Annotated in this window: 25 protein-coding genes and 1 pseudogene; 9 read left to right on the forward strand and 17 right to left on the reverse strand. The window is 70.6% G+C overall.

Translation table 11 applies throughout. From position 1 onward, the window contains the following. Positions 1–117: 117 nt before the first annotated feature. The 3 genes from chvE (at position 118) to mmsB (ending at position 4,066) form a co-directional block, all read left to right on the forward strand. Positions 118–1,239: a multiple monosaccharide ABC transporter substrate-binding protein gene (chvE, locus tag ACX80P_RS11525; protein WP_459278239.1), complete on the forward strand. Its 1,122-nt coding sequence runs from the start codon at positions 118–120 to the stop codon at positions 1,237–1,239. A gap of 74 nt (positions 1,240–1,313) precedes the next feature. Then, positions 1,314–2,861 carry a multiple monosaccharide ABC transporter ATP-binding protein gene (mmsA, locus tag ACX80P_RS11530; protein ID WP_459278240.1) on the forward strand — a complete coding sequence of 516 codons (1,548 nt, stop codon included), beginning with the start codon at positions 1,314–1,316 and terminating at the stop codon, positions 2,859–2,861. Beyond that, positions 2,858–4,066, forward strand: coding sequence for a multiple monosaccharide ABC transporter permease (gene mmsB, locus ACX80P_RS11535; protein WP_459278241.1), 1,209 nt, complete (start codon positions 2,858–2,860; stop codon positions 4,064–4,066). Before mmsA ends, mmsB begins: the two co-directional genes overlap by 4 nt. Before the next feature lie 69 nt (positions 4,067–4,135). On the opposite strand, the gene ACX80P_RS11540 is transcribed toward mmsB, so the two are convergent. The 3 genes and pseudogenes from ACX80P_RS11540 to ACX80P_RS11550 all read right to left on the reverse strand — a co-directional run. Further along, positions 4,136–4,558: a hypothetical protein gene (locus tag ACX80P_RS11540; protein ID WP_459278242.1), complete on the reverse strand. Its 423-nt coding sequence runs from the start codon at positions 4,556–4,558 to the stop codon at positions 4,136–4,138. 46 nt (positions 4,559–4,604) lie between these two features. Next, on the reverse strand, positions 4,605–5,216 hold the full coding sequence (locus ACX80P_RS11545; RefSeq protein WP_459278243.1) for a hypothetical protein: 612 nt from the start codon (positions 5,214–5,216) through the stop codon (positions 4,605–4,607). A 116-nt stretch (positions 5,217–5,332) separates the two neighbouring features. Beyond that, positions 5,333–5,650, reverse strand: a pseudogene (locus ACX80P_RS11550) (VOC family protein); the annotation flags it as partial. A gap of 399 nt (positions 5,651–6,049) precedes the next feature. On the opposite strand from ACX80P_RS11550, the gene ACX80P_RS11555 reads away from it, so the two are divergent. Next, a complete protein-coding gene (locus ACX80P_RS11555) occupies positions 6,050–6,712 on the forward strand; it encodes an ANTAR domain-containing protein (protein WP_459278244.1) in 663 nt (220 codons plus the stop codon). 52 nt (positions 6,713–6,764) lie between these two features. On the opposite strand, the gene ACX80P_RS11560 is transcribed toward ACX80P_RS11555, so the two are convergent. From ACX80P_RS11560 to ACX80P_RS11575, 4 genes are all read right to left on the reverse strand, one after another. Continuing rightward, entirely contained in the window at positions 6,765–8,063 is a 1,299-nt protein-coding gene (locus ACX80P_RS11560) for a hemolysin family protein (RefSeq protein ID WP_459278245.1), read from the reverse strand. A gap of 244 nt (positions 8,064–8,307) precedes the next feature. Further along, a complete protein-coding gene (locus ACX80P_RS11565; protein ID WP_459278246.1) occupies positions 8,308–9,174 on the reverse strand; it encodes a GAF domain-containing protein in 867 nt (288 codons plus the stop codon). 240 nt (positions 9,175–9,414) lie between these two features. Continuing rightward, positions 9,415–10,218, reverse strand: coding sequence for an MBL fold metallo-hydrolase (locus tag ACX80P_RS11570; protein WP_459278247.1), 804 nt, complete (start codon positions 10,216–10,218; stop codon positions 9,415–9,417). A gap of 258 nt (positions 10,219–10,476) precedes the next feature. After that, complete coding sequence (locus ACX80P_RS11575; RefSeq protein ID WP_459278248.1) at positions 10,477–11,844, reverse strand: MATE family efflux transporter; 1,368 nt, start codon at positions 11,842–11,844, stop codon at positions 10,477–10,479. Between the two features lie 80 nt (positions 11,845–11,924). On the opposite strand from ACX80P_RS11575, the gene ACX80P_RS11580 reads away from it, so the two are divergent. Together ACX80P_RS11580 and ACX80P_RS11585 are read left to right on the forward strand one after the other, a co-directional pair. After that, positions 11,925–12,281 (forward strand): hypothetical protein, encoded by a 357-nt coding sequence (locus tag ACX80P_RS11580; RefSeq protein WP_459278249.1) that lies wholly within the window; start codon positions 11,925–11,927, stop codon positions 12,279–12,281. A gap of 149 nt (positions 12,282–12,430) precedes the next feature. Beyond that, positions 12,431–13,549: a S1C family serine protease gene (locus tag ACX80P_RS11585; RefSeq protein WP_459278250.1), complete on the forward strand. Its 1,119-nt coding sequence runs from the start codon at positions 12,431–12,433 to the stop codon at positions 13,547–13,549. A gap of 25 nt (positions 13,550–13,574) precedes the next feature. Here the strand turns inward: ACX80P_RS11585 and ACX80P_RS11590 are convergent, their stop codons facing one another. Genes ACX80P_RS11590 through ACX80P_RS11600 form a run of 3 tightly spaced genes read right to left on the reverse strand, consistent with a single transcriptional unit; the run spans position 13,575 to position 15,090 of the window. Continuing rightward, complete coding sequence (locus ACX80P_RS11590; protein WP_459278251.1) at positions 13,575–13,970, reverse strand: GAF domain-containing protein; 396 nt, start codon at positions 13,968–13,970, stop codon at positions 13,575–13,577. Continuing rightward, positions 13,928–14,353: a hypothetical protein gene (locus ACX80P_RS11595; protein ID WP_459278252.1), complete on the reverse strand. Its 426-nt coding sequence runs from the start codon at positions 14,351–14,353 to the stop codon at positions 13,928–13,930. Before ACX80P_RS11595 ends, ACX80P_RS11590 begins: the two co-directional genes overlap by 43 nt. Before the next feature lie 2 nt (positions 14,354–14,355). Further along, complete coding sequence (locus ACX80P_RS11600) at positions 14,356–15,090, reverse strand: GAF and ANTAR domain-containing protein (protein ID WP_459278253.1); 735 nt, start codon at positions 15,088–15,090, stop codon at positions 14,356–14,358. Between the two features lie 636 nt (positions 15,091–15,726). On the opposite strand from ACX80P_RS11600, the gene ACX80P_RS11605 reads away from it, so the two are divergent. Then, positions 15,727–16,545: a putative protein N(5)-glutamine methyltransferase gene (locus ACX80P_RS11605; RefSeq protein ID WP_459278254.1), complete on the forward strand. Its 819-nt coding sequence runs from the start codon at positions 15,727–15,729 to the stop codon at positions 16,543–16,545. Here ACX80P_RS11605 and ACX80P_RS11610 read toward each other — a convergent pair. The 4 genes from ACX80P_RS11610 to ACX80P_RS11625 form a co-directional block, all read right to left on the reverse strand. Further along, positions 16,528–16,935 carry a hypothetical protein gene (locus tag ACX80P_RS11610; RefSeq protein WP_459278255.1) on the reverse strand — a complete coding sequence of 136 codons (408 nt, stop codon included), beginning with the start codon at positions 16,933–16,935 and terminating at the stop codon, positions 16,528–16,530. The two genes, ACX80P_RS11605 and ACX80P_RS11610, sit on opposite strands and share 18 nt — an antisense overlap. A gap of 220 nt (positions 16,936–17,155) precedes the next feature. After that, positions 17,156–17,503 carry an iron chaperone gene (locus ACX80P_RS11615; protein WP_459278256.1) on the reverse strand — a complete coding sequence of 116 codons (348 nt, stop codon included), beginning with the start codon at positions 17,501–17,503 and terminating at the stop codon, positions 17,156–17,158. 41 nt (positions 17,504–17,544) lie between these two features. Further along, positions 17,545–18,444, reverse strand: a complete 900-nt coding sequence (locus ACX80P_RS11620) for a DUF4031 domain-containing protein (RefSeq protein WP_459278257.1) — start codon at positions 18,442–18,444, stop codon at positions 17,545–17,547. Between the two features lie 40 nt (positions 18,445–18,484). Continuing rightward, positions 18,485–19,036, reverse strand: coding sequence for a dihydrofolate reductase family protein (locus ACX80P_RS11625; protein ID WP_459278258.1), 552 nt, complete (start codon positions 19,034–19,036; stop codon positions 18,485–18,487). 134 nt (positions 19,037–19,170) lie between these two features. On the opposite strand from ACX80P_RS11625, the gene ACX80P_RS11630 reads away from it, so the two are divergent. Further along, complete coding sequence (locus tag ACX80P_RS11630; protein WP_459278259.1) at positions 19,171–20,187, forward strand: sigma-70 family RNA polymerase sigma factor; 1,017 nt, start codon at positions 19,171–19,173, stop codon at positions 20,185–20,187. A gap of 52 nt (positions 20,188–20,239) precedes the next feature. Here ACX80P_RS11630 and ACX80P_RS11635 read toward each other — a convergent pair whose 3' ends face one another. The 3 genes from ACX80P_RS11635 to ACX80P_RS11645 form a co-directional block, all read right to left on the reverse strand. After that, positions 20,240–21,367, reverse strand: a complete 1,128-nt coding sequence (locus ACX80P_RS11635) for an AI-2E family transporter (RefSeq protein WP_459278260.1) — start codon at positions 21,365–21,367, stop codon at positions 20,240–20,242. A gap of 22 nt (positions 21,368–21,389) precedes the next feature. Beyond that, positions 21,390–21,809 (reverse strand): PLDc N-terminal domain-containing protein, encoded by a 420-nt coding sequence (locus ACX80P_RS11640; RefSeq protein ID WP_459278261.1) that lies wholly within the window; start codon positions 21,807–21,809, stop codon positions 21,390–21,392. 106 nt (positions 21,810–21,915) lie between these two features. Then, complete coding sequence (locus ACX80P_RS11645) at positions 21,916–24,531, reverse strand: LuxR C-terminal-related transcriptional regulator (RefSeq protein WP_459278262.1); 2,616 nt, start codon at positions 24,529–24,531, stop codon at positions 21,916–21,918. Positions 24,532–24,762: 231 nt separating this feature from the next. Between ACX80P_RS11645 and ACX80P_RS11650 the strand changes: the two genes are divergently transcribed. Next, a complete protein-coding gene (locus ACX80P_RS11650) occupies positions 24,763–25,191 on the forward strand; it encodes a DUF6325 family protein (RefSeq protein ID WP_459278263.1) in 429 nt (142 codons plus the stop codon). The last annotated feature ends 56 nt before the right edge of the window (positions 25,192–25,247 follow it).

Genomic DNA, 25,247 nt, shown 5'->3' on the forward strand with positions numbered 1-25,247 from the left:
CAGCGTTGTATCAGCTCGATCCAGCCATACGGCACACCAGCGGCACGCCGACCGTCAGCTTCCGGCGCCTGCCCTGCGTGCCCACCTCCGGTCGGATCCTTTTCAAAGGCTCAATCCATGACCACGATCAAGAACGTTTCGGCCTTCCTGCTGGCAGCCGGCGTCGCAGCGGGCCTGTCGGCCTGCGCGCCGGCCGGATCCGCGACCCCGGATGCCGGAGGCGATGCGTCCACCAGCTGCAATGTGGGGATCTCCATGCCCACCCGGAGCCTCGAGCGCTGGATCAACGACGGCGAAGGGCTCAAGGAGAAGCTCGAGGCCGCCGACTGCACCGTCGACCTCCAGTACGCCGACAACAAGACCGACCAGCAGATCAGCCAGATCCAGAACCAGGTTGCCGGTGGGGCGAAGATCCTCGTCGTCGCGGCCATCGACGGCCAGACCCTGGGCCCGGCACTGGAGGAGGCGAAGTCCCAGGACGTCCAGGTCATCGCCTACGACCGCCTGATCAACGGCACCGAGGCCGTGGACTACTACGCCACCTTCGACAACTACAAGGTGGGCCAGCTCCAGGGCCAGTTCATCGAGGAGAAGCTCGGCCTCGCCGACGGCAAGGGCCCCTTCAACCTCGAGCCCTTCGCAGGCAGCCCGGATGACAACAACGCCGCGTTCTTCTTCGCCGGGGCCTGGGACGTCCTGCTGCCGTACGTCGAGTCCGGCCAGCTGGAGGTCCCCTCCGGCAAGTCCCCCGCGGACAACGACGGCTGGAAGGCCATCGGCATCCTCGGCTGGGGTTCCGACGACGCGCAGGCCGAGATGGACAACCGCCTGCAGTCCTTCTACACCGGCGGCGACAAGGTGGACGTCGTCCTCTCCCCGAACGACAGCCTCGCGCTGGGCATCGAGGCGTCCCTCAACGCGGCGGGCTACAAGCCCGGTACCGACTGGCCCCTCATCACGGGACAGGACGCCGACGTCGCCAACGTCAAAGCCATCCTGGCGGACCAGCAGTCCATGACCGTCTGGAAGGACACCCGCGAGCTCGGAGGCCAGGTCGAGTCGATGGTCGCCGCGATCGTCGCGGGCGACGAGGTGGAGGTCAACGACACCGAGACCTACGACAACGGCACCAAGGTGGTTCCCTCCTACCTCCTGGACCCCGTGGTGGTGACGAAGGACGACGTCGAGTCGACGCTCGTGGAGTCGGGCTTCGTCAAGGCAGCAGACATCGGTCTCTGACCACCCTGAGGACGAGCGGGGCGCGGTGTCAGGTCGCGTCCCGCTCCGCCCGCGATGAGCGAAGCGAGAGCAGCATGAGTGACCCCATCCTCGAGATGAGCGGGATCGTCAAGGAGTTCAACGGCATCAGGGCGCTCGACGGCGTCTCGGTGAGCGTGCAGCGCGGCGAGGTGCATGCGATCTGCGGCGAGAACGGCGCCGGCAAGTCCACCCTGATGAAGGTGCTCAGCGGCGTCTACCCGCACGGCAGCTTCGACGGGACCATCACCCTGGACGGCGGTCCGGTGGCGTACAACTCCATCAACGACAGCGAGCGCGACGGCGTGGTGATCATCCATCAGGAGCTGGCGCTCAGCCCGTACCTGTCGATCGCTGAGAACATCTTCCTGGGCAACGAGGTGCAGCGGGGCGGGGTGATCGACTGGAACCGGACGAACCTGCGGGCCGCCGAGCTCCTCGCGCGGGTGGGCCTGCAGGAGAACGCCGCGACCAAGGTGCTCGAGCTCGGTGTGGGGAAGCAGCAGCTGGTCGAGATCGCGAAGGCGCTCTCGAAAGAGGTGAGGATCCTCATCCTCGACGAGCCGACCGCGGCACTGAACGACGACGATTCGGCGCACCTCCTGGGCCTGATCGAGCAGCTGCGCACCCAGGGCATCACGTCGATCATCATCTCCCACAAGCTCAAGGAGATCCGGGCGATCGCCGACACCGTCACGGTCATCCGGGACGGGCGGACCATCGAGTCCTTCCCGGTCGAGGACAGCGACGAGATCGAGACGCGCATCATCCGGGACATGGTGGGGCGCCCGCTCGACCACCAGTTCCCGCCGCGCGAGCCTTCCATCGGGGAGGAGAAGTTCCGGGTCGAGGACTGGACCGTGCACCACCCCATCGACGTGGAGCGGACCGTTGTGGACCGCGCGTCCTTCCACGTGCGCGCCGGCGAGATCGTCGGCTTCGCGGGCCTCATGGGGGCGGGACGCACGGAACTGGCGATGAGCATCTTCGGCCGCTCCTACGGCAGCGGGATCTCCGGGCGCGTCTTCAAGGACGGCAAGGAGATCCAGACCCGGACCGTGGGGCAGGCGATCCGCAACGGCATCGCCTACGTCACCGAGGACCGCAAGCGTTACGGCCTGAACCTGATCGGCAGCATCACCGTCAACGTCTCCGCGGCAGCCCTCGGGAAGCTCGCCCGGCTCGGCATCATCGACCGGCACCGGGAGTACGCCGTCGCCGAGGAGTACCGCCGGCAGATGAACATCAAGACGTCGAGTGTCTCCTCCGTGGTGGGCAACCTCTCCGGCGGGAACCAGCAGAAAGTGGTCCTCAGCAAGTGGATCTACTCGGGCCCGGACGTCCTGATCCTCGATGAACCGACGCGGGGCATCGACGTCGGTGCCAAGTACGAGATCTACGGAATCATCAACGAGATGGCGGCACAGGGCAAAGCAGTGATCGTCATCTCCAGCGAACTGCCCGAGCTGATCGGCCTCTCGGACCGCATCTACACCATCGCGGAAGGCAAGCTCACCGGCGAGCTGGATCGCGCCCATGCCAGCCAGGAGGAGCTCATGCGCCGCATGACCGCATCCAGGACCCAAGGAGCACAGCCCTCATGACCACCACCACGCCCGAGCAGGCCACCGCCCCCGTCCCGCCGCGGCCCGATCCGGTGAAGAAGAAGCGTCGCAGCGTCGACCTCCGGCAGTACGGCATCCTCGCCGCCCTGGCCGTCATCATCCTGCTCTTCCAGGTCCTGACCGGCGGCCGCCTGCTGTACCCGGGCAACGTGAGCAACCTGATCCAGCAGAACGCGTACGTCCTCATCCTCGCGATCGGGATGGTCATCGTGATCATCGCCGGGCACATCGACCTGTCCGTGGGCTCCGTCGTCGCGACGGTGGGTGCGGTCGCCGCGCTCTCGATGAACAGTTGGGGGCTCCCCTGGGGCGCCGCCGTCGCCCTGTCGCTCCTCGTCGGTGCGCTGATCGGCGCGTGGCAGGGCTTCTGGGTGGCCTTCGTCGGCATACCCGCCTTCATCGTGACCCTCGCCGGCATGCTCGTCTTCCGCGGGGTCGCCCTCGTCCTGCTGACCGGCGGGACGATCAGCGGACTGCCCCGCCCCTTCAACGCCATCGGGTCCGGCACCCTGCCCGCTACCGGTACGCCGGACCTGATCACCCTCGGCATCGGCGCGCTGGCCTCCCTGGCGCTGGTGGTGCAGCAGGTGAAGGGGCGCGCTGACCTCCGCCGCCTGAACCTGCCCCGCGAGCGGACCCTCTCCTTCGTCCTCAAGATCGCCCTCGCCGTCGTCGCGATCATGTACCTGTGCTACCTGCTCGCCTACAACCGCGGGACGCCGATCATCCTCGTCATCCTCGCAACCCTGGTGCTGCTGTACTCGTTCATGCTCTCCCGGACGGTCTTCGGCCGCCACGTCTACGCGATGGGCGGCAATCTCTACGCCGCGATGATGTCCGGTGTGAAGACCAAGTGGGTGAACTTCTTCATCTTCGTCAACATGGGGTTCCTCGCTGGCCTCGCAGGCGTCGTCAGCACGGCCCGCGCCGGGAGCGCGGTGGCGTCGGCGGGTCAGAGCTTCGAGCTCGACGCGATCGCCGCCGTCTTCATCGGCGGAGCCGCGGTCCAGGGCGGCGTGGGGACGGTCGTGGGCGCCGTCATCGGCGGTCTCGTCATGGGGGTCCTCAACCAGGGACTGTCCATCCTGTCCGTGGACGCGGCGTGGCAGCAGGTCATCAAGGGGCTGGTGCTCCTGCTCGCGGTGGCCTTCGACGTCTACAGCAAGCGACGCACGGGCCGCTGACCGGGAAGCGGTCCGACGCGCCGGGGGGGGTGCGACAGTGCCGTCGAGCTCGGGGGTGGAGCGTTGGCGTCAGGAACTCTGCTTCGGCAGGCGCTCCCCGTAACGGGGCTGGTCATCCCGCTCCGGGGCGGGCGACGACGGCGCGGACGGAGCCTGCCCGGCCTGCCCTCGCACGGATGTACCCTGCGCGGACGGTCCCTTCGGGTCCGGGCTCGCGGAGGACCGGTTCACGCCGGACCCCTTGCCGAGGTGCTCGGCGTTCGGCGTCTCCGCCATCATGAGCATCGCGCAGATCACGAGGGAGACGATGAAGGCGATGCCCGCCGCGGTCAGGCCCAGGTCCATGCGCAGCTCCTTGGAACCGCCGCCCGTGGAGAAGATCGACGTCGCGACCCCGGCCACCACGGCCAGGGCTGCGGAGAAGACGAGGGGCGCCTTGATGCCGTGGCGGAACCGTCCCTGGGTGGGTTTCCCCGGCTGGCGCTTGGCCACGGGCACTCCTTCCGGTGATGCGAATCTTCTACGAGACGTAGAGCCTTTAGTTTACGGCGTCCGGCCGGGCGCGGGAGCCGGGGCCGCGGGATGCGCTGAGCGCTGAATCATGCCGGTAGCTCAGGGCGGCGATCGCGAGGACGACTGCGGTGAGCAGCGCGCCGCCGCCCGTCACGCCGAGCAGCGCGTGTGCCCCGAGCGGCTCGACGAAGGGCAGGATGGCGCCCGTGGCGGTGCCGACGACTCCGACGACCACGAGGTCCCGCGCCGCGGCGTGCCCACGGGCGACGAGGCCGCGGACCAGCTCGGCGACTCCGGCGACGACGAGTGCGACGGCCCCGGCGACCGCGAAGACCACCTCGGTGCGGAACACGAGGCTCGCCAGGCCGGCCCCGACAAGCAGCCCGCCGCCGATCCCCGTGACAGCCCTCGACCCGGGACCCCAATGCGTCATGCGGTGCGCCCAGAGGTACGCGACGCCGACCAGGAGGAAATAGAGTCCGCCGGCGATCGACATCACCAAGGCGGACGGTTCGCGCCAGAAGACCGTCACGAGGCCGAACACGCCGCTGACGAGGGCACGCACCAGGAACGGCTTCCAGATCGTGAGCGCGGCGTCGTCGGATCCGTCGCCCGGGACGGGCGGTACAGCAGCCATCAGGGGCCTCTCGGGAGGAATGCGGGGCCGGGCGGTCTCCGGCCTGTCCAGTTTAGTCGGGCACGACGGCGGCCTCGCCCGGCGCGGTGCGGGGAGAGCCGACGCCCGGTTCACCATGCGGCGATGGCGAGAGCCGCCTGGATGTCGTCTACCGAGAAGGCGACGCGGTGCATGCCGATCTCGTTGGGGCGGGTGGGCTCCGTCTCGATCGCGGCGGGGCGGATGTACTCGAACAGCTCGAGACGTCCGGTCCCGTCCGGCGTCTGGAGCATGGCGATGTGGGCGTGGTTGCCGTCGAGACCGACGGCGGTGTCTGCCCACTCCCCGCTGACCGTGTCACGACCGAGGACGCTGAGGCCGAGGTCTGTGAAGAAGGCGATGGCCGCTTCGAGATCGCGGACGGCGATGCCGATGTTCTCCAGTCTGATGGGCATGCGGCACACGGTACCAAGCCGGGGAGAACGCCGGCTCGTCGCCCTGGGTCTCCCGCAGGAGGGTCTCCTACCCGTTTCCGCGGGGATAAACACAACGGATCTTGACCGGTCATGCGGGGTGGGGCCGCTGATCGGGCGCGCATACTGGGGTTACACCTAACGATGTCCCGGATCCGTCCGCGGGCCTCAGCCGGAATACACCGACGAGCCTCGTGCACGAACGTGGGAATCCCTCCGGTCGTCAAGCAGCCGGCTACCGGAGGGAGCTCGGTGGGCCGCCCTGCGTCGCTCCCGGGTCTGGGCCCATCGTCGGGCGCGATGCGGTGTTTGTTGTTACTCTGCTCCTTTGAGGTCCGGGTTGAGACGCCAGCCCGGATCAGAGTACGTCGAACGGCCCCCATGACCTCAACCGTCGAGCCCTCCGTGCCCCTGTCCGGGGCCGTGTCCGGTGTCGAGTACTTCATCGACTGCCCGACCGGCACCGTGGAACACTACTTCGCCGACGGCGCCTTCCACTGGTCGGACGAGTTGTACCGGATCCACGGCTACGAACGCGGCGACATCGTCCCCACCCTCGAGCTCGGCATGTCCCACTTCGATCCGGCAGATCGGGACGCCGTCCGGGCGTTCTGGACCAAGGTCACCACCACGGGCGGGCCGTCGTCGGTCTACGCATCGCTCCGCGACCTCCAGGGGCGCACCCGCAAGATCCTCATCTCCGCGGACCTGATCCACGAGGACGCCGAGCCCGTCGGGGTGTGGGCGCTGGTCGTGGACCTCACCCGCTCCATCCACGCCGACCGGCACCAGCTCGCCAACGAGGCAGTCGCCGCATCCGCCCTCAGCCGGGCCGTCATCGAGCAGGCCAAGGGCATCCTCATGGGCCGCGCCGGCATCACGGCGACGGAAGCGTTCCAGCAGATCAGCTCCCACAGCCAGAGGATCAACCGCAAGGTGGTCGTCGTCGCCCAGGAGATCATCGACCGCGCCGTGACGCTCACCCGCCAGGACCAGCCCCGCGTTCGCGATCAGGCCCTGCAGGATTTCTTCCGGGCCCCCTGATCCAATCGGCCCGCGGCCCGACCCGGCTCCTGGCGTCTACGGCCGGGCCGGTTCAGTGGTCGTCGGACGGTGGGGTCTCCGACGGCAGGACGAGGAGTTCCGCGATGCGCCGTCGGTCGATGCTCGTGACCTGGAGCGTCACGCCGTCGACGTCGACGGTGTCGCCCTGCACCGCGAGCCGGCCGAGGCGGTCGAGGACGAAACCGGCGACCGTGTCCCACGTCCCCCGGGGCAGCTCGATCCCGGTGGCTTCCGCGAAGTCCTGCAGATTGAGCCGACCGTCGACCACGCCTCCGCCTTCTGCCAGTTTCAGGGGAGCAGTGTCGGTGTCGTACTCGTCGAAGATCTCGCCGACGATCTCCTCGACGAGGTCCTCCAGGGTGACGATCCCGTCGGTGCCGCCGTACTCGTCGATCACGACCGCGATATGGGTGTTCCGCGCCCGGAGCTTCGTGAGCGTCGGCAGGACCCGCGCGGTGGCGGGCAGGTACGGGATCGGCCGGATGATGGGGCCCAGTGCTGCCTCGGGGTCCTGCGACGCGGCGTCATACAGGTCGCGGACGTGGACGAAGCCCGTGATGTCGTCCATGGACTGGTCCACGACCGGGTACCGGGAGAACGGCAGGTCCTCGATGCGTGTGATGGCCGCACCGACGGAGTCGGCACTGTTGACCGCGACGACCTCCGGTCGGGGACGCATCACCTCACTGATCTGTCGGTGACGGAGCGAGAGCACGTCGTCGAGGATGCGGCGTTCGTCCTCGGGCAACCCGTGGTGGGTGGTCACGATGTCGCGGAGTTCCTCCTCGGACAGTCCCTCACTCGTGCGGTTCGGGTCACCGCCGAGGAGCCGCACCACCGCGTTCGTCGAGACGGACAGCAGCCAGATCACGGGCCGCATGAGGTGCGCGAAGCCGTTCAGCACCGGCGCCGCCGCATAGGCGAACTGCGCGTTGCGTTGGATCGCGAGCCGCTTCGGTGCCAGCTCGCCGAGGACGAGCGACAGGTAGGCCACCACCAGGGTGAGCAGGATCGTGGCGAGCGTGAGCGCGGCCGGCGCGCTCACTCCGAGCGACACCAGCAGTGGTGCGACGGACGGCGCGATGGACGCGGCGCCGTACGCTGCCGAGGCGAAGCCGGCGACCGTCACGCCGATCTGCACCGCGGACAGGAACCTGTTCGGATTACGAGCGAGGGCGGCAACCTTCCGACCCCGTTTGCCCCGTTGGGCTATCGCGTTGACCTGGCTGTCGCGCAGTGTCACCAGCGCCATCTCGGTCGCCGCGAACACGCCGCCGATCAGAACGAACACCACGACCAGCGCGATGTTCAGCAGCAGCTCCCCGTTCATCGAAGGGCTCCGGGAGGTCCTGCCCGGCCCGGCCTCCACCGGGCACCGGGTCTGTCGCCGTCGGACGAGGCCTGAGGGGAGGGAGTCATGGCTCCACTCTAGGAAAGAACGTCCACCACGGTCGACTCCACGACCGCGGGCCGAACGCGTCCTGGGACCCACGTCGACGGGCGGGTCCTCGGGAGTCGGATGACCGGGCAACCGTCATCCGCACCAGCGCCTGACCTCGGTCGATCATTCGACCTCAGTCCGTGCCGAGCCAGATCTCGATCTGGAGGTCCCGGGCCATGCGCTGGAGATCCCGTGCGTCGTCGTCGCTGAAGGAGCGCGGGCGGTCGTCGATGAGGCACAGCGTCCCGATCCGCCAGCCGTCGGCGGTGGTGATCGGGTGGCCGGCGTAGAAGCGCACGCGGGGACCGCCGACGACGAGCGGGTGGTCCCGGAAGTCGGGGTCGGTCCTGGCATCCGTGATGACCAGTGTCGTCGAGGCTTCGATCGTCCGCGCGCACAGGGCGATCCGGCGGGGCAGGTCCTGCCCGATCGGACCGGCGACGGACTTGATGACCTGGCGGTCCTCGGTGATCAGCGCGATCGACGCCGAACTCACCCCGAAGTGGCTGCGGGCCCGCGTCGTGTAGCGGTCGAAACGGTCTTCCGCTCCTGTCTCCAGCAGTCCCGTCTCATAGAGGGCGTGGCATCTCCGGTACTCGGCGTCCTCGTCCCGCTCCGCCGTGCCGTCGATGTCCGCGCCGTCGCTCGCGATTCCGCCGGGCGCCGTCGCCGCGGGCCGGTCGAACCTGTACCCGTCGGGGTCCAGGGTCAGGACGCGAAGGTTCTCGCCGAACCCGGATCCGTCCGCGACGGCGTCGGTGCTGTAATGGGCACCGTCGACCGGGAGCCCGGCGTCCTCGATCATCCCGTTCAGCGCGTGCGCGACGAGATCCCGGTCCTCGGCCGGGAGCATCTGCCCACCCTCGAGGTAGGCCGTCACCTCGCCGACGTCCCGCGAGCCGCCGAAGCCCGCGTACGTGGCCCAGACGGACGGCGCGTCGAAGTCCGTGGTCCGAAGGGTCTGGACAGCGACCCATTGCTGCACAACCTGGCTGATCATGATGCCGCTTCCTAAACCCCATGGAGTGCCTGTATCCGCCGCATACGTGCCGGCCCTCCGATCACGCTATCGTGCGCGACCAGTTCCCGCGCATCGCCCCCGTCCTCGCGGGCCGGGTGGACAAACGGAGGTATCAGGGAGATCGCATCCGCCCGCGGCCGTCGGGGGCTTCAGCCTGCGCGGCGCTCACGGCTTCGTCGGGGGTGGCCGCCTCGAACGAGTCCGGCGTGCGCCCGGAGGTCAGCCGTCCACGGGCCAGAGGATGAAATCGTCGCAGACCCGGCGCGTCGGCTCCGGGCCCGCGGCATCCAGTGCCGAGCGCACCTCGCGGAGATGATCGACCGTCATCTCGAGGGGAGGCTCATCGGGCTGGTAGGTGGTGCGCACCGGGTAGTCCACGCCCGGCGTGCCGGTCATCTCGATGTGACAGCCGAGGACGTGCGTCACCGGGTGTGCGTGGGCGAAGGCGATGAGGCGATCGACGCTGCGCGAGAAGGCCGGCCAGTCCTCGATGTACAGCCGGCCGCGGTACACGGTGTCGCCCGTGAAGAGGATCCCGGTCCACGGGTCGTAGAACGTGACGGCGGCGGCGTCGTGCCCCGGGGTGGCGAGAACACTGAGGATCCGCCTCCCGAGATCGACCTCGCCGATCTCCTCCGGGGCATCCGACAACCCCAGATACTGCCAGGCGGCCTCCCTGTCCGCCGGCACGAGGGTGGTGGCGGGGCGGCCGGCGAACTGTGCGTCACCGGCACCGTGGTCCCCGTGCGAGTGCGTGTGCAGAACCACCAGGTCGTACGGGCGGCGCGCCTCGGGGTGGCGGCCGAGCCACACCCGGATGAGCTCGTCGACGACGGCGCGCACCGGGAAGAGCTGCGGGGAGGCGGTGGCCCCGGTGTCGAGCAGTACCACGCGCTCGTCCCCGAAGAGCAGGAACAGGAAAGGGGCCTCGTAGTCGACGGCCTTGTTCTGCCGCAGCACGACGGTGTCGTCGTCGTACCAGTGGACCTGCACCTCCGGATCCGTGTTGTGTTTCGAGGACACGGACCCGTGGATCCATCGCACCGGCAGGGGCCTCGCCACGGGCCCCCCTGCAGGACGCATCCCTGTCACAGCAACCTCCGACGTTCGGGCACCACAGCGGTCATCCTCCCGACAGGGTAGTACGCGGCCTGCCGGGTACCACCCCTCCACACGGCCGAGGGTGCCGATGTCCTCCAGGAGGTCCTGGTGGACCGCGGCGCTGACGGTGGTCCGGCACCAGCGCCGAGCGCCTGTTCGGCCGGTGCGGCGACATACTGTTCACGCCCGCCGTGAGCCGTGCGGTGCCGATGCCGCGGCGCCGGTGACCATCCAGCGGTCGTCCCGGACCCGCCATCCCAGCGTTGCCGCACGCGCCAGCATGTAGCCGCCACCGAAGGCGAGCCACAACCAGACGATGCCCTCCGCGCCCGTCAGGCCCGCCCTCCCGACGAGGCCCAGCAGCGGCAGGTACACCACCAGGTTCACGACGCCGGCGAGCGCCAGGTAGCGGGCGTCGCCCGCACCGATCAGGACGCCGTCGAGCACGAAGACGAAACCGCAGACCGGCTGGAACGCGGCGAGCACCCACAGGCCGGCCGCGAACGCCGCCTGCACCGCCGGATCCGTGGTGAAGATCCACCCGACGAAGGGCGCGACGGCGGCCAGCAGGCAGCCGGTGAGCACGCCGAACCCTACGCCCCACGTGACCATGCGCCGCGTGAGCGCCGCGGCGAGCGGCCGGTCCCCGGACCCGAGTTCCTTGCCGATCAGGGCCTGCGCGGCGATGGCGAGGGCGTCGAGGGCGAAGGCGAGGAACGTGAAGACCGTCATGACCAACTGGTGCGAGGCGAGGCTCACGGGCCCCTGCGCGGTCGCGACGACCACGGTCGCGAGGATCGCCACGCGCAGCGACAGCGTACGCAGCATCAACCAGGACCCCACACCGGCGGTGTGCCGGATACCCCGCAGCGACGGCACCAGCGGAACCAGCTGCCTCCTCGTCGCGCGGGCGAGCATCACGAGGTAGACGGCCGCCATGCCGCACTGGGCGAGGCTCGTCCCGAGCGCTGACCCCGCCACCGACAGCCCCGCGCCGTAGACGAGGAGGTAGTTGAGCACGATGTTCACGCCGAACCCCGCACCGGCGACGATCAGCGGCGTCCGGGTGTCCTGCAGTCCGCGCAGCACGCCGGTCGCCGCGAGCACCACCAGCATGGCGGTCAGCCCCGGCATGGACCAGCGGAGGTAGTCGACGGCGAACGCGTGCACGGCCCCCTCGGCACCCATCAGCGACGCCAGCTGCGGAGCGGCGCCCCAGCCGAGGGCTGACAGGAGGACCCCGAGCACGACGGCGAGGCCCACGCCGTCGCGCCCTGCCGCGAGCGCCTCGGGCAGGCGCCCGGCCCCGAGCAGGCGGGCGACGGCGGGCGTCGTCGAATAGGCGAGGAAGACCATGAGCCCGACGGCGGTCTGCAGCACCGTGGACGCGAGGCCTACGCCGGCGAGCTCGTCGACGCCGAGGTGCCCCACGATCGCCGAGTCGGCGAGCAGGAAGAGCGGCTCGACGATCAGTGCGCCCAGGGCGGGGACGGCGAGCCGGAGGATACTGCGGCTGAGCCGGCGGTTGCTGGGCAGGGTTCCTCGCACCAGTCCAGCGTAGGGGTGCAGGGGCGAGGGCCTAAGCTGGAATGAACCCCGAACCGACCGCGAGGACATCCAGGGAAGTCATGAAACTCGGCGTGAAGCAGTACCTGACAGGCCTCGTCCTGCTGTTCGTCAGCACCCTCTTCGTCCCGCAGGCGGTCTCGGAGTTCGCCCGGGCGGCCTCGACGGGCACCCCGGCACCCGCGGAGGCGCCGATCCTCCTGGCCATCGGGTTGCTGATCATCCTCGCCGCCGCGGCCTGCATCGCCCGGGGGTACTGGCTCACCCACCGCTCGGGGGCGCCCCGGACGCCGCACCCCGAGGATGATCCCGACGAGCCGCTGCTGCGCCCCGGCTACGGTCCGGCTCCGGCCGACCGCCCGGACTGGCGTGAGAACCCGCTGCGCCGCCGCGACCAGGACAGCGACGGCCGCTTCTGACGCGGGCCGGGCACCCTACTCGCCCGCCGGGTGGGGGCAGGGGCGTCTTTCGGCCCTTGTCACAGGCTGCCGTACTTCGTAGCGTCGTACTCAGCGACCGGGCGGGGTGCCTTCCGGGCGGCCGACCACTGCAGGGAGAGGACCCACCCATGACTCGGATCACCGGGACCCGCTCTCCCGTTCTCGCCCTGATCTGCGCCCTCCTGCTCGCGATGACCGGCTGCACGGGCACCGATGGGGGCGCCGAACTCCCGGCGCCGACGCAGAGCGGAGGCGGCGCGGGCACATCGTCGGAGGGCACCGGTGGCACCGGCTCCCCGTCCTCCGGGACCGGCTCCGGCTCCACCTCCGGGGGATCGGGAGGCCAGGACATGGAGATCCCGGACATCGTGGACGCCGTGCAGCCCTCGGTGGTCACCGTCTTCACCGAGGGGGGAATCGGCAGCGGCGTGATCTACACCGAGGACGGGCTCATCCTCACCAACGAGCACGTGGTCCGCGGCAACGAGGAGGTCGAGGTGGCCTTCGCCGACGGCCGGCGCGTGTCCGGAACGGTGGAGGCGGCGGACGCCGTGTCGGACGTCGCCCTCGTCCAGGCCGACCGGCGCGGCCTCCCGGCCGCGACGTTCCAGCCCGACCTGCCGCGCATCGGCGAGCTCGCCGTCGTCATCGGTTCCCCGCTCGGCTTCGAGAACACCGCGACCTCGGGCATCGTCTCGGGCCTGCACCGGGAGATCCCCGGCTCGGCGGCCTCGAGCCAGTCGCTGGTGGACCTCATCCAGACGGACGCGGCCATCAGTCCCGGCAATTCCGGCGGCGCCGTCGTGAACGGTCGGGGCGAGATCATGGGCATCAGCGAGGCCTACATCCCGCCCTCCCAGGGCGCCGTCGCCCTGGGCTTCGCGATCCCCGCCTCCGTCGCCACGGAGGTGGCGGAGGAACTCCGGGAGGACGGCACGGCCGAGCACGCGTTCATGGGGCTGGCACCGGGCCAGATCACGCCGCAGATCGCCGAGCAGCTGAACCTCGAGGACACGACGGGCGTGGTGGTCCTGTCCGTCTCGCGGGGCGGGCCCGCCGACGACGCCGGCATCCGCCCCGGCGACATCATCACGAGGATCGGGGACGAGGACATCACCACACCGGAGGACCTGCTGGCGGCACTGCGCCGGCGCGATCCGGGCGAGTCGGTCCCGGTCGAACTCCGACGGGATTCGGAGACCCGGACGGTGGACGTGGCACTCACGGATCGCCCGGCGGAGCGCTGAGGAACCCCGCCCCCCGACGCCGGGTTCAGGAGAGTGTCCAGGCTCTCCAGCCCGGATGGATCTCGTGCTGCATCTCCTGCGCGAGCGCCTCGAGGTCCTGGTGGTCCCGCGCGGTGAACGGACGGGGAGTCTGCGACATGACGCAGATCGTCCCGATCAGCCAGCCTCCCGGACCCCGAAGGGGGTAGCCCGCGTAGAAGCGGATGTGCGGTGCACCGGCCACGAAGGGGTGGCCGCGGGAGCGCTCGTCCTCCAGCGTGTCGGGCAGGACCAGCGCACCGGACGACCGGATGGTCATGTTGCAGAACACCTGGGTCCTGTCGAGGTCCTGGTACGCCTCGCCGACCGCGGACTTGATGAACTGGCGATCCCTGCCGATCAGGGCCAGCGTCGCGATCTCGCAGCCGAAGCGCTCCGCCACCCGGCGTGTGATCGCATCGAAACGCTCGGGGGCGTGCCGAGGAGACGCAGCTGCTCCAGTGAATCGACGCGCCCGCGTTCGGCGGCCTCCGCGTCGACGAAGACGGAACCGGCGGCGCCCAGAAGCCGGAGGAAGTCCCGGTTCGCGTCGTCGGGCAGGGGACCGGCGGCGGGCGGGTCGAGGCCCAGCGCCCCCTGCGCCGCCTCGGCGAGGAGTTCGCGCTCGAGCGGAGCGAGATCGGCGTCCCCCTCGAGGTAGGCCTCGATCTCGAGTTCCGAGAGCGACCCGCCCAGCGCGAAGTACTGGACCCACATCTCGACGGCCGTCAGGCCGGATCGACGCACCGCGTCGATGATCGGTGCCCTCTGCTTCGGCTCGTCCATCGCTACTCGAAGTGCATCTTCGCCGGCCCCTGACCGAGGGACTGCAGGACGGAGGCGGCGACGTCGCGCAGTTTGATGTTCCTGGCGCTGGACGCCGCCTTCAGGATGGACATCGCGGCGTCCTGGGAACACCGGTTCTGCCCCATGATCACGCCGACGGCGAGGTCGATCGTGGTCCGGCTCTGCATGGCGGTCCGCATATCGGCACTGGACTCCGTCAGCTCGGCGATACGCACCGCGAGACGCAGCGACACGGAGACCTCCTCGGCGAAGCGGCAGGCGGCCCGGATGGACTCCTCGCCGAAGGCGTGGACCACGGGTGAGTAGAAGTTGAGGGCCGCCGTCGCCTCGCCCTCGAGCGGGATCGGCACGCCCAGCGCTGACTTGATCCCGTGGCCGGCGATCGCGCGGCTGTACTCGGGGAAGCGTTCCTCGGTGTCGAAGTCGCTGACGTAGTGGACGGTACCCTCGCGCGCGGCACGCAGGCACGGGCCGTCGTTGTAGTCGTACTGGACCTCGTCCATCTGCTGGGCGTTCGGGCCGTTGCTCGCCACCGTGATCTTCGTGCGGGCCCGCAGCAGCGTCACCCCGCACAGGACCTCGTCGTCGGCCGACAGGCTGCGCCCGGCGACCGTCACGAGTTTCGTCAGGAACTCCTCGACGTCCTGGCTGTCGAGGACCATGTCCTGCAGCAGGCCCGGCGCTCCCGGACCGTTCTCTCTCTGGTACTCAACCAACAGGCAGACCTTTGCATCAACCCTCCGCCAGTGACGCAAGACTCCTGGCGCGGGGGAGGTGGGGGCCGCCTGCTGCTAAACAACCTAGAGAATAGTACCCAAAGAAGACCCGCCCCGCTGCCCGTCCGACGTCGTGCCGCGAGCTTCCCGCCGCGGTCGTCCGCGTTGTCAAGGCGGCGGACGTGATCCCCCCCCCCCCCGACGCCTTCCGTGCAGGGCGGGTGCATACTGGAAGAACGCAGTAGATGGTCCGGACCGTGTCCGTGGCCTGATCCTGAATACGTGGACGTGCGCGCGCGGCCACGGGGCAGCAGCTGGGGTCAAGTAGCCGGCACCCGACCGAGCACCTGCAGGCCCCGCCACGCCTTCGGCTCCACCCGAAGGATCCCCTGTCACGAACGGTCGCCGTCGCGGGAGCCAGGGTGACCTCGGGGAGCGCACCACCCGGGCCCTGATCGACCAGGGGGCGACATCCGGGTTCTCACGCCTCGCTGGACAACGACAGGTCCACGGGTCCCGCCCGTGGGCCGCCGCCCGGGACGTCCTAGCCCGCCGCCGACGGCCCGATCCGGCGACACGGACGCCCCGCCCCGCTATCCTCGTGGTGCCCGGTCATCTCCTCCGAAGGGCCGCCCCGTGCACCACGCGTCGAACCGCCGCATCCCGCCCCTCCCGGGTGAGGACGAACTGGCGGCGCGGCTCCGGGCCGCAGGGTGCGTGTTCGCCGAGGACGAGGCACGCCTGCTGGCCGACAGTGGGGCCTCCGGGGAGGCCCTGGCGACCGTACTCGACCGGCGCCTGGCCGGGTTCCCCCTCGAGCACATCCTGGGCTGGGTGGACTTCTGCGGGCTGAGACTCGAGGTGGGCCCCGGCGTCTTCGTCCCCCGGCAGCGTTCCGCTCTCCTCATGCGTTGCGCGGCGGAACTGACGAGGACGCGCGCCACCGTCCTGGATCTCTGCTGCGGCTGCGGTGCCCTGGGCGCCGCACTCGCCGACCTCGTCGAGGACCTCCGGCTGCATGCCTCGGACATCTCGGGTCCCGCCGTCGAGCTCGCGCGGCGCAACCTGGCCGGCCTGCAGGCCGAGTGCTACGTGGGCGACCTCTTCGAGCCGCTGCCCGCGGCGCTCAGGGGCACGATCGACACCATCCTGTGCAACGCCCCCTACGTCCCCACACGTCACCTGCGGTCCCTGCCCCCCGAGGCGAGGGTGCATGAGCCGCGGGCCAGCCTCGACGGCGGAGCGGACGGGCTGGACCTCCAGCGGCGGGTGGCCCGCAGCGCCGGGGACTGGCTGGCGCCCGGCGGCTACCTCCTGTTCGAGGTGGCGGAGGCGCAGGAGGGGTCGTGCCTCCGGTTCCTCGAGGACGCGGGCTTCCGGTCCTGGTCCTGCAGCCTCGACGAGATCGGCGCGACCGTCGTGGTGGGGCAGGCGCCCTCAGCGGTCCCGGCGTAGGGGCGGCAGCGGGGACAATCCCTGGGGTCGGCGCCCGGCAGGCGCGGCAGGGCGCCCCGGCGTGGCGATTCGCCGGCCCCACCGGCCCCGTACGGGCACGGTGCAGGAGGGGTACGGCCGGGGTCCGGGCCCCGTCGGGAGGACGTCGGCGGCGCTGTAGGGGGCGCGGCAACAGGCGCGGCCGCCCGCCACCGCCCGGTCGTGGAGCAGTTCGTTCACGGCCTGCGCCACGAGGTCGCGATCACCGCGCGGGAGGGGCGTCAGCCCATTGAGGTAGGCGTCGAACTCGAGGTAGCCCACGGAGCCTCCCAGGTTCTGCAGGTGGTCCCAGACGAACCGCAGGGTGAGCTCCGCGTGGCGCATCGCGGTGTGGGTGTGCAGACCTTGCATCGGCAGATTCCTTCGGGTGGCCCGGACGGGGGCGGGAAGCCGGTCGACCGCCCCCGCCCGAGGCGGCGGGGCTCTCCCGCGGCCGGCTTCCTGACTGCCTGGGGAGGGTGTCGGCGTGCGGTGCCGACCATGCCTGATTGATCCATCGTGGCATCGGCCGAGCGGGCGGGGAAGCCGTTTCCTCCCGTCGGGGCGGGGTTGCGCGGCGGAGCGGAGCCCGCTAGGAGCCCTCGATCTCGCGGCTTCGCAGGCGGACGATCTCCCGGACGAGGTCCTCGGGGAGCGGCTGCTCGGCCGTGAAGTGGAGGGTTCCCTTCGACCGGGAGACGTCCCCGAGCCGCGGCACCACGGCATCGATCACCCTCGACGAGAACGGGTACAGGGAGAGATGGCTGAGGGTGGCGGCCACGGCGAACAGGGGCTTCCCGGCGAGGATGAGGGCCGGCATGCCGTAGCTCATCCCGTCGACGGCATCCGGCCGGACCCGCCGGGCGGTGGCAACCACGGCGCGCAGGCATTCCCGGTCGGGTTCGTCCAATGCGGCAATCGCGTCATCCACGGATCCCATGCCGCGATGGTAGGGGCGGCGCCGGAGCCCGTACAGGGTCCTCACGCACCCTCTGACCGGGGTTCCAGCGATGCCAGCTCCCGCGTCAGGTTCCCGCGCGCCGGCGCTGTCCACTCCTCCTGCGCTGCCGCGGTGCGATAGAGCGGCTCGAGGGCCAGGAGGTGCCGCAGGACAGAGCGCCGCCCCCCGATGAATGCATCCTCGGGAACATGCCGGTATTCGGCGCGGATCGCCGCGACGTAGCGGGCGTAGGCCTCCGGGGCCCCGGCGAGGACTGCCAGATCCGCATCGCACAGGAGATGACCCGCGCGGTCCTCGGGCCCCGGGTCGTGCGTCGCGGTCAGGAGGACCAGGCGCTCGACGTCCCCGACGACGTCGTCCGGCCTGATGCCCCGGAGGCTCTGCACGGCGAGGGACGCGGATGCGCGTTCGTCGTCGCCGGCGCGCCCCTCGTACACGGCGTCGTGGAACCAGGCCGCCAGGAGCACGGCGTCGCGCAGGGGTTCGTCCGCCGGTTCCAGCAGAACATCCAGCGCCTCGAGGACCGCCAGCAGGTGCGCGGGCGTGTGGTACCGGCGCTGCTCCTCACCCCACCGGTCGAGCAGCTCCGCGCCGAGGCCTCGCGCCTCCGGCAGCAGGGCCTCCCAGCGGGACATCAGCGCGGCGCGGAGTCTGGGCGCCCGTCGCCGGGCCGGGATCCGGAGCCCGCTCGCGATCAGGGCCCGCACCAGGGCCGCCCCGCTGACCTCCTGGGCGCCCTGCACCACGAGGTCGCGGTACCGCCGCTCCGGGACGTCGTAGTGGTCCTCGTCGAAGGCCCGGCGCGGGATGCCCGCGGCGGCTGCGAACGCGTGGAGTTCCTCGAGCGACGACGTCGAGACCAGGTGGGAGAACACCGTTCCGTGCGCGGGCCAGGTCGGTGGATCGATCAGGACGGCCATGACCAGCAGTCTAGGCGCGTCCCGACGCCGCCAGAGGCGGTCAGGCGCCGCGGAGGCCGTAGGAGGACAGCACGTTGCCCTTGCTGGTGACCGTGGTCTCCTGCAGTTCCAGCCGCGTGACCGGGTCCGACGGTTCGAACAGGCGGCGACCTGCTCCGGCGACGACGGGGTGGGTCATCAGCATCAGCGAGTCCAGCAGCCCGGCGAACAGGAGTTGCCGGACGAGGGAGATGCTGGCGCAGACGGCGATGTCCCCGCCGTCGGTCGCCTTCAGCTCGGTCACGAACTCCTCGAGAGGTGCGGTCATGAGGGAGGCGTTGGTCCAGCCCAGCTCGCCGCTGAGGGTGCGGGACGCCACGAACTTCTCCACCGGGGTGATGAACCTGCCGAACGGGTCGGTCGCCTCGGCCTGCGGCCAGTAGGCAGCCCACTCCTCATAGCCCTGCCGGCCCAGCAGCACGGTGTCCACCCGTTCGATCATCGCGTTCATGCCGGCGCCGAGTTCCGGGTCGAAACTGTCGAACTGCCACAGGTGGGGGGATTCGACGACGCCGTCGACGGAGGAGAAGAGGCCTGCTGTGAGTCTGCGCATGGGTGCTCCCGATCTGAGGTTCGCGGTGTCGTTTCCATACCGTAGACGGTGCGACCGGCCCGAACTCATCGATGCGGGGAAAAAGGCGTGGCCGCTCCCTCCCGTTCGAGGACCGCCGTGGCTAGGCTCGGGGCATGCAGCAGCCCACCTCGTCCGCGGTGCAGGACGCAGCGCCCGGAACAGCGCCGTTCGACCAGCTCCTGGAATCCTCGCGCAGGGACCTGACCGGGTACTGCTATCGGATGCTCGGTGCTGCGTCAGAGGCCGAGGACGCCGTCCAGGAGACGATGATCAAGGCGTGGTCGAAGAAGGATTCCTTCGCCGGCCAGTCCACGCTCCGCACGTGGCTCTTCCGGATCGCGCACAACGTCTGCGTCGACATGCTCCGCAGCCCGCAGCGCCGCGCCCGCCCCATGGATCTCGGCCCCTCCACGCGCACCGCCGACGCCGTCCTCGGCGCCCCCCTCACGGAAGGCGTGTTCGTCCAGCCGATCCTCGACGAGCGGGTGATCGACACCTCGGGCGATCCGGCCGTCGTCGCCGAACTCCGCGACACCGTACGCCTGGCATTCGTGGCCGCCCTGCAGCACCTCCCGCCGCTGCAACGCAGCACCCTGATCCTGTGCGAGGTGCTCCGGTGGTCGGCCGCCGAGGTCGCCGACCTGCTGGAGGTCACCCCCGCGTCGATCAACAGTGCGCTGCAGCGGGCGCGGAGGACCATGGCGGACCGGGCGCCGACGCCGCACATGCCGCTCGAGGACCCGGCGCACCAGCTCCTGCTCTCCCGGTACCTGCAGGCCTTCGAGGCCTACGACATGGACCTGCTCGTCTCGCTGCTGCGGGACGACGTGGTCCTCTCCATGCCCCCGTTCGACCTGTGGCTCTCCGGGCCGTCGGACGTCCGCGCCTGGTTCGTGGGCGAGGGCAGCGTGTGCGAGGGCGGGCGCCTGGTCCCCGTCGGCATCAACGGTGCCGGCGGATTCGCCAACTACCACTTCGTGGAGCCCGGCCTGTGGAAGCCGTGGGCCATCCAGGTCATCGAGACCGACGGCGAGCGCATCATCGGCCACCACAACTTCCTCTACCCGGAACTGTTCGAAGCCTTCGGGCTGCCGGCCGTCATCGACGAACGCCCGGCGTCGGAGGACTGACCGACCCCCGCTCCCCGGGGGGTCCCCTGCAGCGGCGCGGGACGGCGGCCGGTCACTGGACCCGGCGCACCGGGACGACGAGGTTGTCGACGAGCAGCATGCACGCCGCGGCGGTCGGGATGGCCACGAGGGCTCCCGGCAGACCCAGGAGTGCGCCGCCCGCCGTCGCCGCAATCAGCACCCACGCGCCGGGGACCTGCACGGCCTTGCTCATCACACGCGGGGTCAGGACGTATGCCTCGATTTGCATGTAGATGAGCATGGCGACCAGCACGATGATGGCCGCCACCGGCGAGTGGAAGAGGGACGCGACGGTCATGACGATGGTCGTGAGGATGGTTCCGATGAGGGGGATCAGCGTCACGAAGAACGCCGCGATCGAGATGAGCGCAGCGAACGGCACCCCGGTGAGGGTGAGCAGGATGAAGCTGTAGGTGGCGTTCAGCAGAGCGAGGACCACCATCCCGCTCAGGTACTTCCCGACGGAATCGGCGATCTTCTCCGTGAGGTACACCGTGGTCCTTCGCCGGGACGCCGGGATGAGGGCATAGAAGCCGTGCTTGATGCGCGGCAGTCCGGCGAGGAAGTAGAGGGTGAGAATGGCGGTGAAGATCATGGACGAGACGACGTTCGCGGCTCCGATGCCGGCGCCCACCACTCCATTGGCGATGTTCGTCAGGACGTCGGGGCGCACGAGCGCCTGACCGACGGACTCCATGGCTCCGACCAGGGCTCCGCCCGTCAGGTCATCGACGCGCTGGAACCACTCCTCCCCGGCCATCCCCCTGATGGCTGCCGGCAGCGCCTGGACCAGGGCCGTCACCTGCGTGATGACGAACGGGACGACGAGGGAGACCAGGCCCGCGGCGAGGAGGGCGACGGCGACCCCGATCACGGCCACTGCTCCGCCCCGCCGCATCCCGGCACGGCGGAGCCGGCGGACGAGTGGGTTGAGGCCCAGCGCGAGGAACAGTGCGGCGCCGAGGGACATGACGACGGAACGCAGGGAGAACAGCACCGAGGCCAGCAGGATCGCCGCGAGGACCCCTGCCGTCACCCGGAGGCCCATCCCGAAGAGCGAGGGGACCCGCACCCGCACGGGTCCGGGCGGCGTCACCTCCGCCAGGTGCGCCGTCGCCGTGCGGGCCGTTCCATTCCGTGAGCCGTCGTCGAGGTCCACAGCTCCTCCTCCCGCGGGCCGATCAGCCCGTCGTCGTGCGTGGCGCGGGATCGGCGGGAAGTGCCCGGGACGCCTGCTGGAGGGCGTGCTTCTTGAGCCGCTCGTATTCGTCGGAGGTGATGGCGCCCTGGCGGAGGAGCTCGTTCGCCGAGGCGACCTGCGCCGTCGGATCGTGGGATCCCGGGGGTCCTTCCGGACCGGCCTCGGAGCGGAAGCCCCGGCTGGTGCGCAGGGCCATGGTCTGGCCGTGGACGAAGAGGTAGGCGATGGACGCGACGAACGGGAGGACCACGAGCAGGACCACCCAGAGCGCACGCCATCCCCGCGAGAGGGCCTGGTTACTGATGATGTCGCTGAGCACGATGAAGACCAGGGCCAGGTAGGCGGCGAACAGGACGACGGAGAAGACCGCCCACGTGATCTCCCATACGTTGATCTCCACGGCACGTCCTGTCCTCGGCCCCCGCTGTCCCAGCATGGTATGCAGGACCGGCCGGGCCGTGGTGGTTCTTGCTCCGTGCTCACCCAGCACGGGTGAGCACGGCTGTCTAACGAGCCGACGCGCTCCGCAGGACGCGCAGCGGAACCGGCGTCGGTGCGAGGAGTCCGAGCTTGTGGGCCGCCGCGATGGCCTCGCGCCGTGTCCCGACCCCCAGCTTCCGGTAGATGCCCCGCAGGTGGGTCTTGACCGTGTTGGTGGAGATCTGCAGATCCAGGGCCAGCTCGTCGACGGTCGCGAAGGTCGGCAGGAGGGCCACCAGTTCGATCTCCCGCGGGGTGAGCGGCGGGCCGGAGATCTCGTGGGCCGGGCGGCGCCGCTGCGTCACCAGCAGGTCCACCTCCCGGGAGAAACGGGGGTAGTGGTGGCGGTCCCGCTCGAGGGCGCTCCTCACCGTCTCCCCGGCGAAGCCGATGCCCCGGACGGATCCCCCCTGTGCGGCCAGGGTGAGCGCGCGATCCAGCGCCTCCCTGGCCTTGAACGGTCGGTTCTCCAGCAGTTCGAGGCGCGCGAGCATCGCGAGGGCCGTCGTCATCCCGATCCTGCTCTGGCTCCTCACGTAGTCGGAGGTCACCGGGGTCAGCAGCTGCCGGGCGCGATTCAGCTGTCCGGCGAGCAGGTGCTCCCAGGCCGAGATGACCTGCAGTTCCCCGCTGATGCCCTGGTACCGGCGGAGGTCGACCTTCAGTGTCGTGAGGTCGTCCGCACGCCGCAGGGACAGCATCATCTCGGCGACCTGCAGCGAGCAGACGGCGAGGTCCTGTGGCTGCGCACCGTGTGCGAGGTCGAAGCGGACCCTGTCGAGGAGCCCGGCCGCCTCCTCGGCCGGTCTCGCCGAGGAGGCGAAGGACAGCATGAGACCGAGCTTCGACGCCGAACGCGCGAGCATCGGGGGCGTACTCGTCGCCCTGAGCACGAAAGCGTTGTGGAGCCGTGCGGCGTCGTCGTCGAGCCGGTGGTATGCGCCCCAGGCGAGGATGAGGTGGGCGGGCCGGAGCCGGGGGCTGTAGCGCAGCCGCTGCCGCTCCCCTTCCCGGATCGCGGCCGAGGCGTCGCGGTCGGCGGGCGCGAAGTCCTCCAGCGCTGCAGCGAGTGCCGCACGGGCGATGTGGGCGTCGATCCGGGCGCCCGGGTTCTCCCGCTCCTCGGCGGCGGCCACGCACGCCTGGGCCGCGTCGTCGGCCTCGTCCAGCCGTGCGGCCACGATCAGCGCGGCCGAGAGGACGTTCGACACGAAGAGCCCGACGTCGGGCGGCAGAGCCGTGGCGCGCAACGGTCGGAGATGCTCCAGTGCTTCCTCGGGACGTCCCCGGGCGAGCAGCAGGTGCGCCTCGAGACCGGTCCGCAGAGCACGGAACGGCCCTGTGGGGTCACCCTGGTGGTCGGCGCGATCGACCCGCTCGAGCTTCGCGCGGGCGCGGCCCGGGTCTCCGCCGGCGAGGGAGAGGAGGCTGTCGAGCAGCCCGAGCTCCACCGATTCGACGGTGGTGAGGTCGCGCAGGATCTCGTCGAGGGCGGCTAGGTTGTTGCTCCACAGCAGGTGCAGTCCCGAGACCGCGGCGACGTCTCCGAGCAATCCGGCGTCACCGGCCCTCCCCGCGTGGGCGAGCGCTTCGGCGTGGCGCCCCTGGCGGAGGCGACGGCGCGCCATCCGGGCATGCACGAGGGGGCCGTCGGTCACGGCCGCGCCTGATCCCCCGCCCAGGAGCCAGCGGGACAGCAGGCGATGCAGCCGGAAGGATCCGGGAGTGCCCGCGGGGACGACGAGGCCGGAGGTCCGGACGGTGACGTCGAACACGCGGGGCGCATCCGTGCCGGCGAGCGCCGTGCACAGGTCATCCGCCGTGAAGGGCTCGATCAACGCCATGACGGCGAGGGCGGTGCGGACCTCCGACGGGAAGGACCGGAAGAGCTGTCCGCACAGCCGGTCGAGGTAGGCCGCTCCACCGGTGACCGCAGCGGCCGAAGCCCCCGCACCGCCCAGGGCGCGCGCGAGCACGACGGCGGCGGGCCACCCCTCGGTGGCGTGGAGCAGCAGGTCCGGGTCGGGGCACGCGGGCGGGAACAGCCGGGCGATCTCCCGCCGTCGCAGCATCAGGTCCTCCTGACCCACCCGCCCCAGGACGCCGTCGACGTCGAACCGGTAGAGCCCATCCAGCTCCGGCACCTGCCGGCCGCAGAGCATCACGGTGAAGCCCCGCGGCGCACGCCGGACGGCGTAGTCCACCTCGAGGAGGAGCCCGGCGTCGCGCAGGTGTTCGCAGTTGTCGAGGACGAGCACGCATTGCGCCGGTCCTCCGCCCGCACGCTCCAGGAGGGCGTCGAGCCACTCGATCCGCCCGGCCGGTCCCGCCGTGGCGGGATATCGGGGCGACGCCGGGCTGCCGGAGGGTTCCAGCGCCTCCGCCACGAGGTCCCAGAAACGCTCCGCGGAGTCGTCGGCGGCATCGAGGGAGGCCCAGGCGACGTGGTCCCCCGAGGCCACCCGCCTCCGCGCCCACTGGGCAGCGAGGGTCGTCTTCCCGTAGCCCGCGCCCGCCCCGATGACGACGGCGCGGCACCCTGCCTCGATGAAGGCGTCCAGGCGCGCGGTCAGCCGGGGCCGCTCCAGTTCGCGCGCGCCGGTCCGGGGGACGGTCGTCTTCGCCCTGATGATGCTGTTCATGCTTGCCACCTGTCCGACGTCGCACTCCTGCCGCGCTCTCATCCGCAGCAACGGGTGAGGCATCGTCGGCCTGGTGGCGCCCACCCCCAAGGATCCACCCTGGAACGGGTGCCGGCCTGAGGCCAAAGTCCCCGTCTGCCGGATCATCACCCCGCGCGGGTGACGATCAGGGACCTGCCCTGACGGACGATTGCACCGAAGAACAGGAACCAGCCGGATGGGGAGGGTGTCATGAGGGTTGGTCCCGTGGATGTCCTGGTCTGCTCCGTGCCGTCCCTGACCGGCGATTCGCTGCTCGTGGACGCCCTGCAGGAAGCCCTGGACAGCGGTGCGGTGGCCCTGATCGACGTGGTGCTCATCGCCCGCGCAGCCGACGGCACACTGTCCTTCGCCGACGTCGACGGCGGCCTGCCGGTGACACTGGGGAACCTGCTGGCTCCCCCGTCGCCCCTGACCCTGCTCAGTGACCGGGACGTCGCCCTCGCATCGGCCTCCGTCGCCACGGGAGAGGTGGGCCTCCTGCTCGCACTGGAGCATCGCTGGGCGCGCCGGCTGACCGAGCGCATCCAGGACGGGGGCGGCGAGACCCGGCTGCACGAACGCGTGCCGCACGACGCCGTGGTCCGCGCGTTCCGGGCCGACGGCGCAGCAGCGACCTGATCCGCTGCCGGTGAATCCGCCGGGCACCTAATTCCTATTCATGCATTCACCCCTGA

The organism is Arthrobacter arabinosi (assembly GCF_054511115.1).

What these genes read in the sequence shown, in the direction of transcription:
- chvE (WP_459278239.1), top strand. Translation starts at nt 118, where the DNA reads ATGACCACGATCAAGAACGTTTCGGCCTTCCTGCTGGCAGCCGGCGTC.
- mmsA (WP_459278240.1), top strand. Translation starts at nt 1,314, where the DNA reads ATGAGTGACCCCATCCTCGAGATGAGCGGGATCGTCAAGGAGTTCAAC.
- mmsB (WP_459278241.1), top strand. Translation starts at nt 2,858, where the DNA reads ATGACCACCACCACGCCCGAGCAGGCCACCGCCCCCGTCCCGCCGCGG.
- ACX80P_RS11545 (WP_459278243.1), bottom strand. Translation starts at nt 5,216, where the DNA reads ATGGCTGCTGTACCGCCCGTCCCGGGCGACGGATCCGACGACGCCGCG.
- ACX80P_RS11555 (WP_459278244.1), top strand. Translation starts at nt 6,050, where the DNA reads ATGACCTCAACCGTCGAGCCCTCCGTGCCCCTGTCCGGGGCCGTGTCC.
- ACX80P_RS11560 (WP_459278245.1), bottom strand. Translation starts at nt 8,063, where the DNA reads ATGAACGGGGAGCTGCTGCTGAACATCGCGCTGGTCGTGGTGTTCGTT.
- ACX80P_RS11565 (WP_459278246.1), bottom strand. Translation starts at nt 9,174, where the DNA reads ATGATCAGCCAGGTTGTGCAGCAATGGGTCGCTGTCCAGACCCTTCGG.
- ACX80P_RS11580 (WP_459278249.1), top strand. Translation starts at nt 11,925, where the DNA reads ATGAAACTCGGCGTGAAGCAGTACCTGACAGGCCTCGTCCTGCTGTTC.
- ACX80P_RS11585 (WP_459278250.1), top strand. Translation starts at nt 12,431, where the DNA reads ATGACTCGGATCACCGGGACCCGCTCTCCCGTTCTCGCCCTGATCTGC.
- ACX80P_RS11595 (WP_459278252.1), bottom strand. Translation starts at nt 14,353, where the DNA reads ATGGACGAGCCGAAGCAGAGGGCACCGATCATCGACGCGGTGCGTCGA.
- ACX80P_RS11610 (WP_459278255.1), bottom strand. Translation starts at nt 16,935, where the DNA reads ATGCAAGGTCTGCACACCCACACCGCGATGCGCCACGCGGAGCTCACC.
- ACX80P_RS11615 (WP_459278256.1), bottom strand. Translation starts at nt 17,503, where the DNA reads ATGGGATCCGTGGATGACGCGATTGCCGCATTGGACGAACCCGACCGG.
- ACX80P_RS11620 (WP_459278257.1), bottom strand. Translation starts at nt 18,444, where the DNA reads ATGGCCGTCCTGATCGATCCACCGACCTGGCCCGCGCACGGAACGGTG.
- ACX80P_RS11625 (WP_459278258.1), bottom strand. Translation starts at nt 19,036, where the DNA reads ATGCGCAGACTCACAGCAGGCCTCTTCTCCTCCGTCGACGGCGTCGTC.
- ACX80P_RS11630 (WP_459278259.1), top strand. Translation starts at nt 19,171, where the DNA reads ATGCAGCAGCCCACCTCGTCCGCGGTGCAGGACGCAGCGCCCGGAACA.
- ACX80P_RS11645 (WP_459278262.1), bottom strand. Translation starts at nt 24,531, where the DNA reads ATGAACAGCATCATCAGGGCGAAGACGACCGTCCCCCGGACCGGCGCG.
- ACX80P_RS11650 (WP_459278263.1), top strand. Translation starts at nt 24,763, where the DNA reads ATGAGGGTTGGTCCCGTGGATGTCCTGGTCTGCTCCGTGCCGTCCCTG.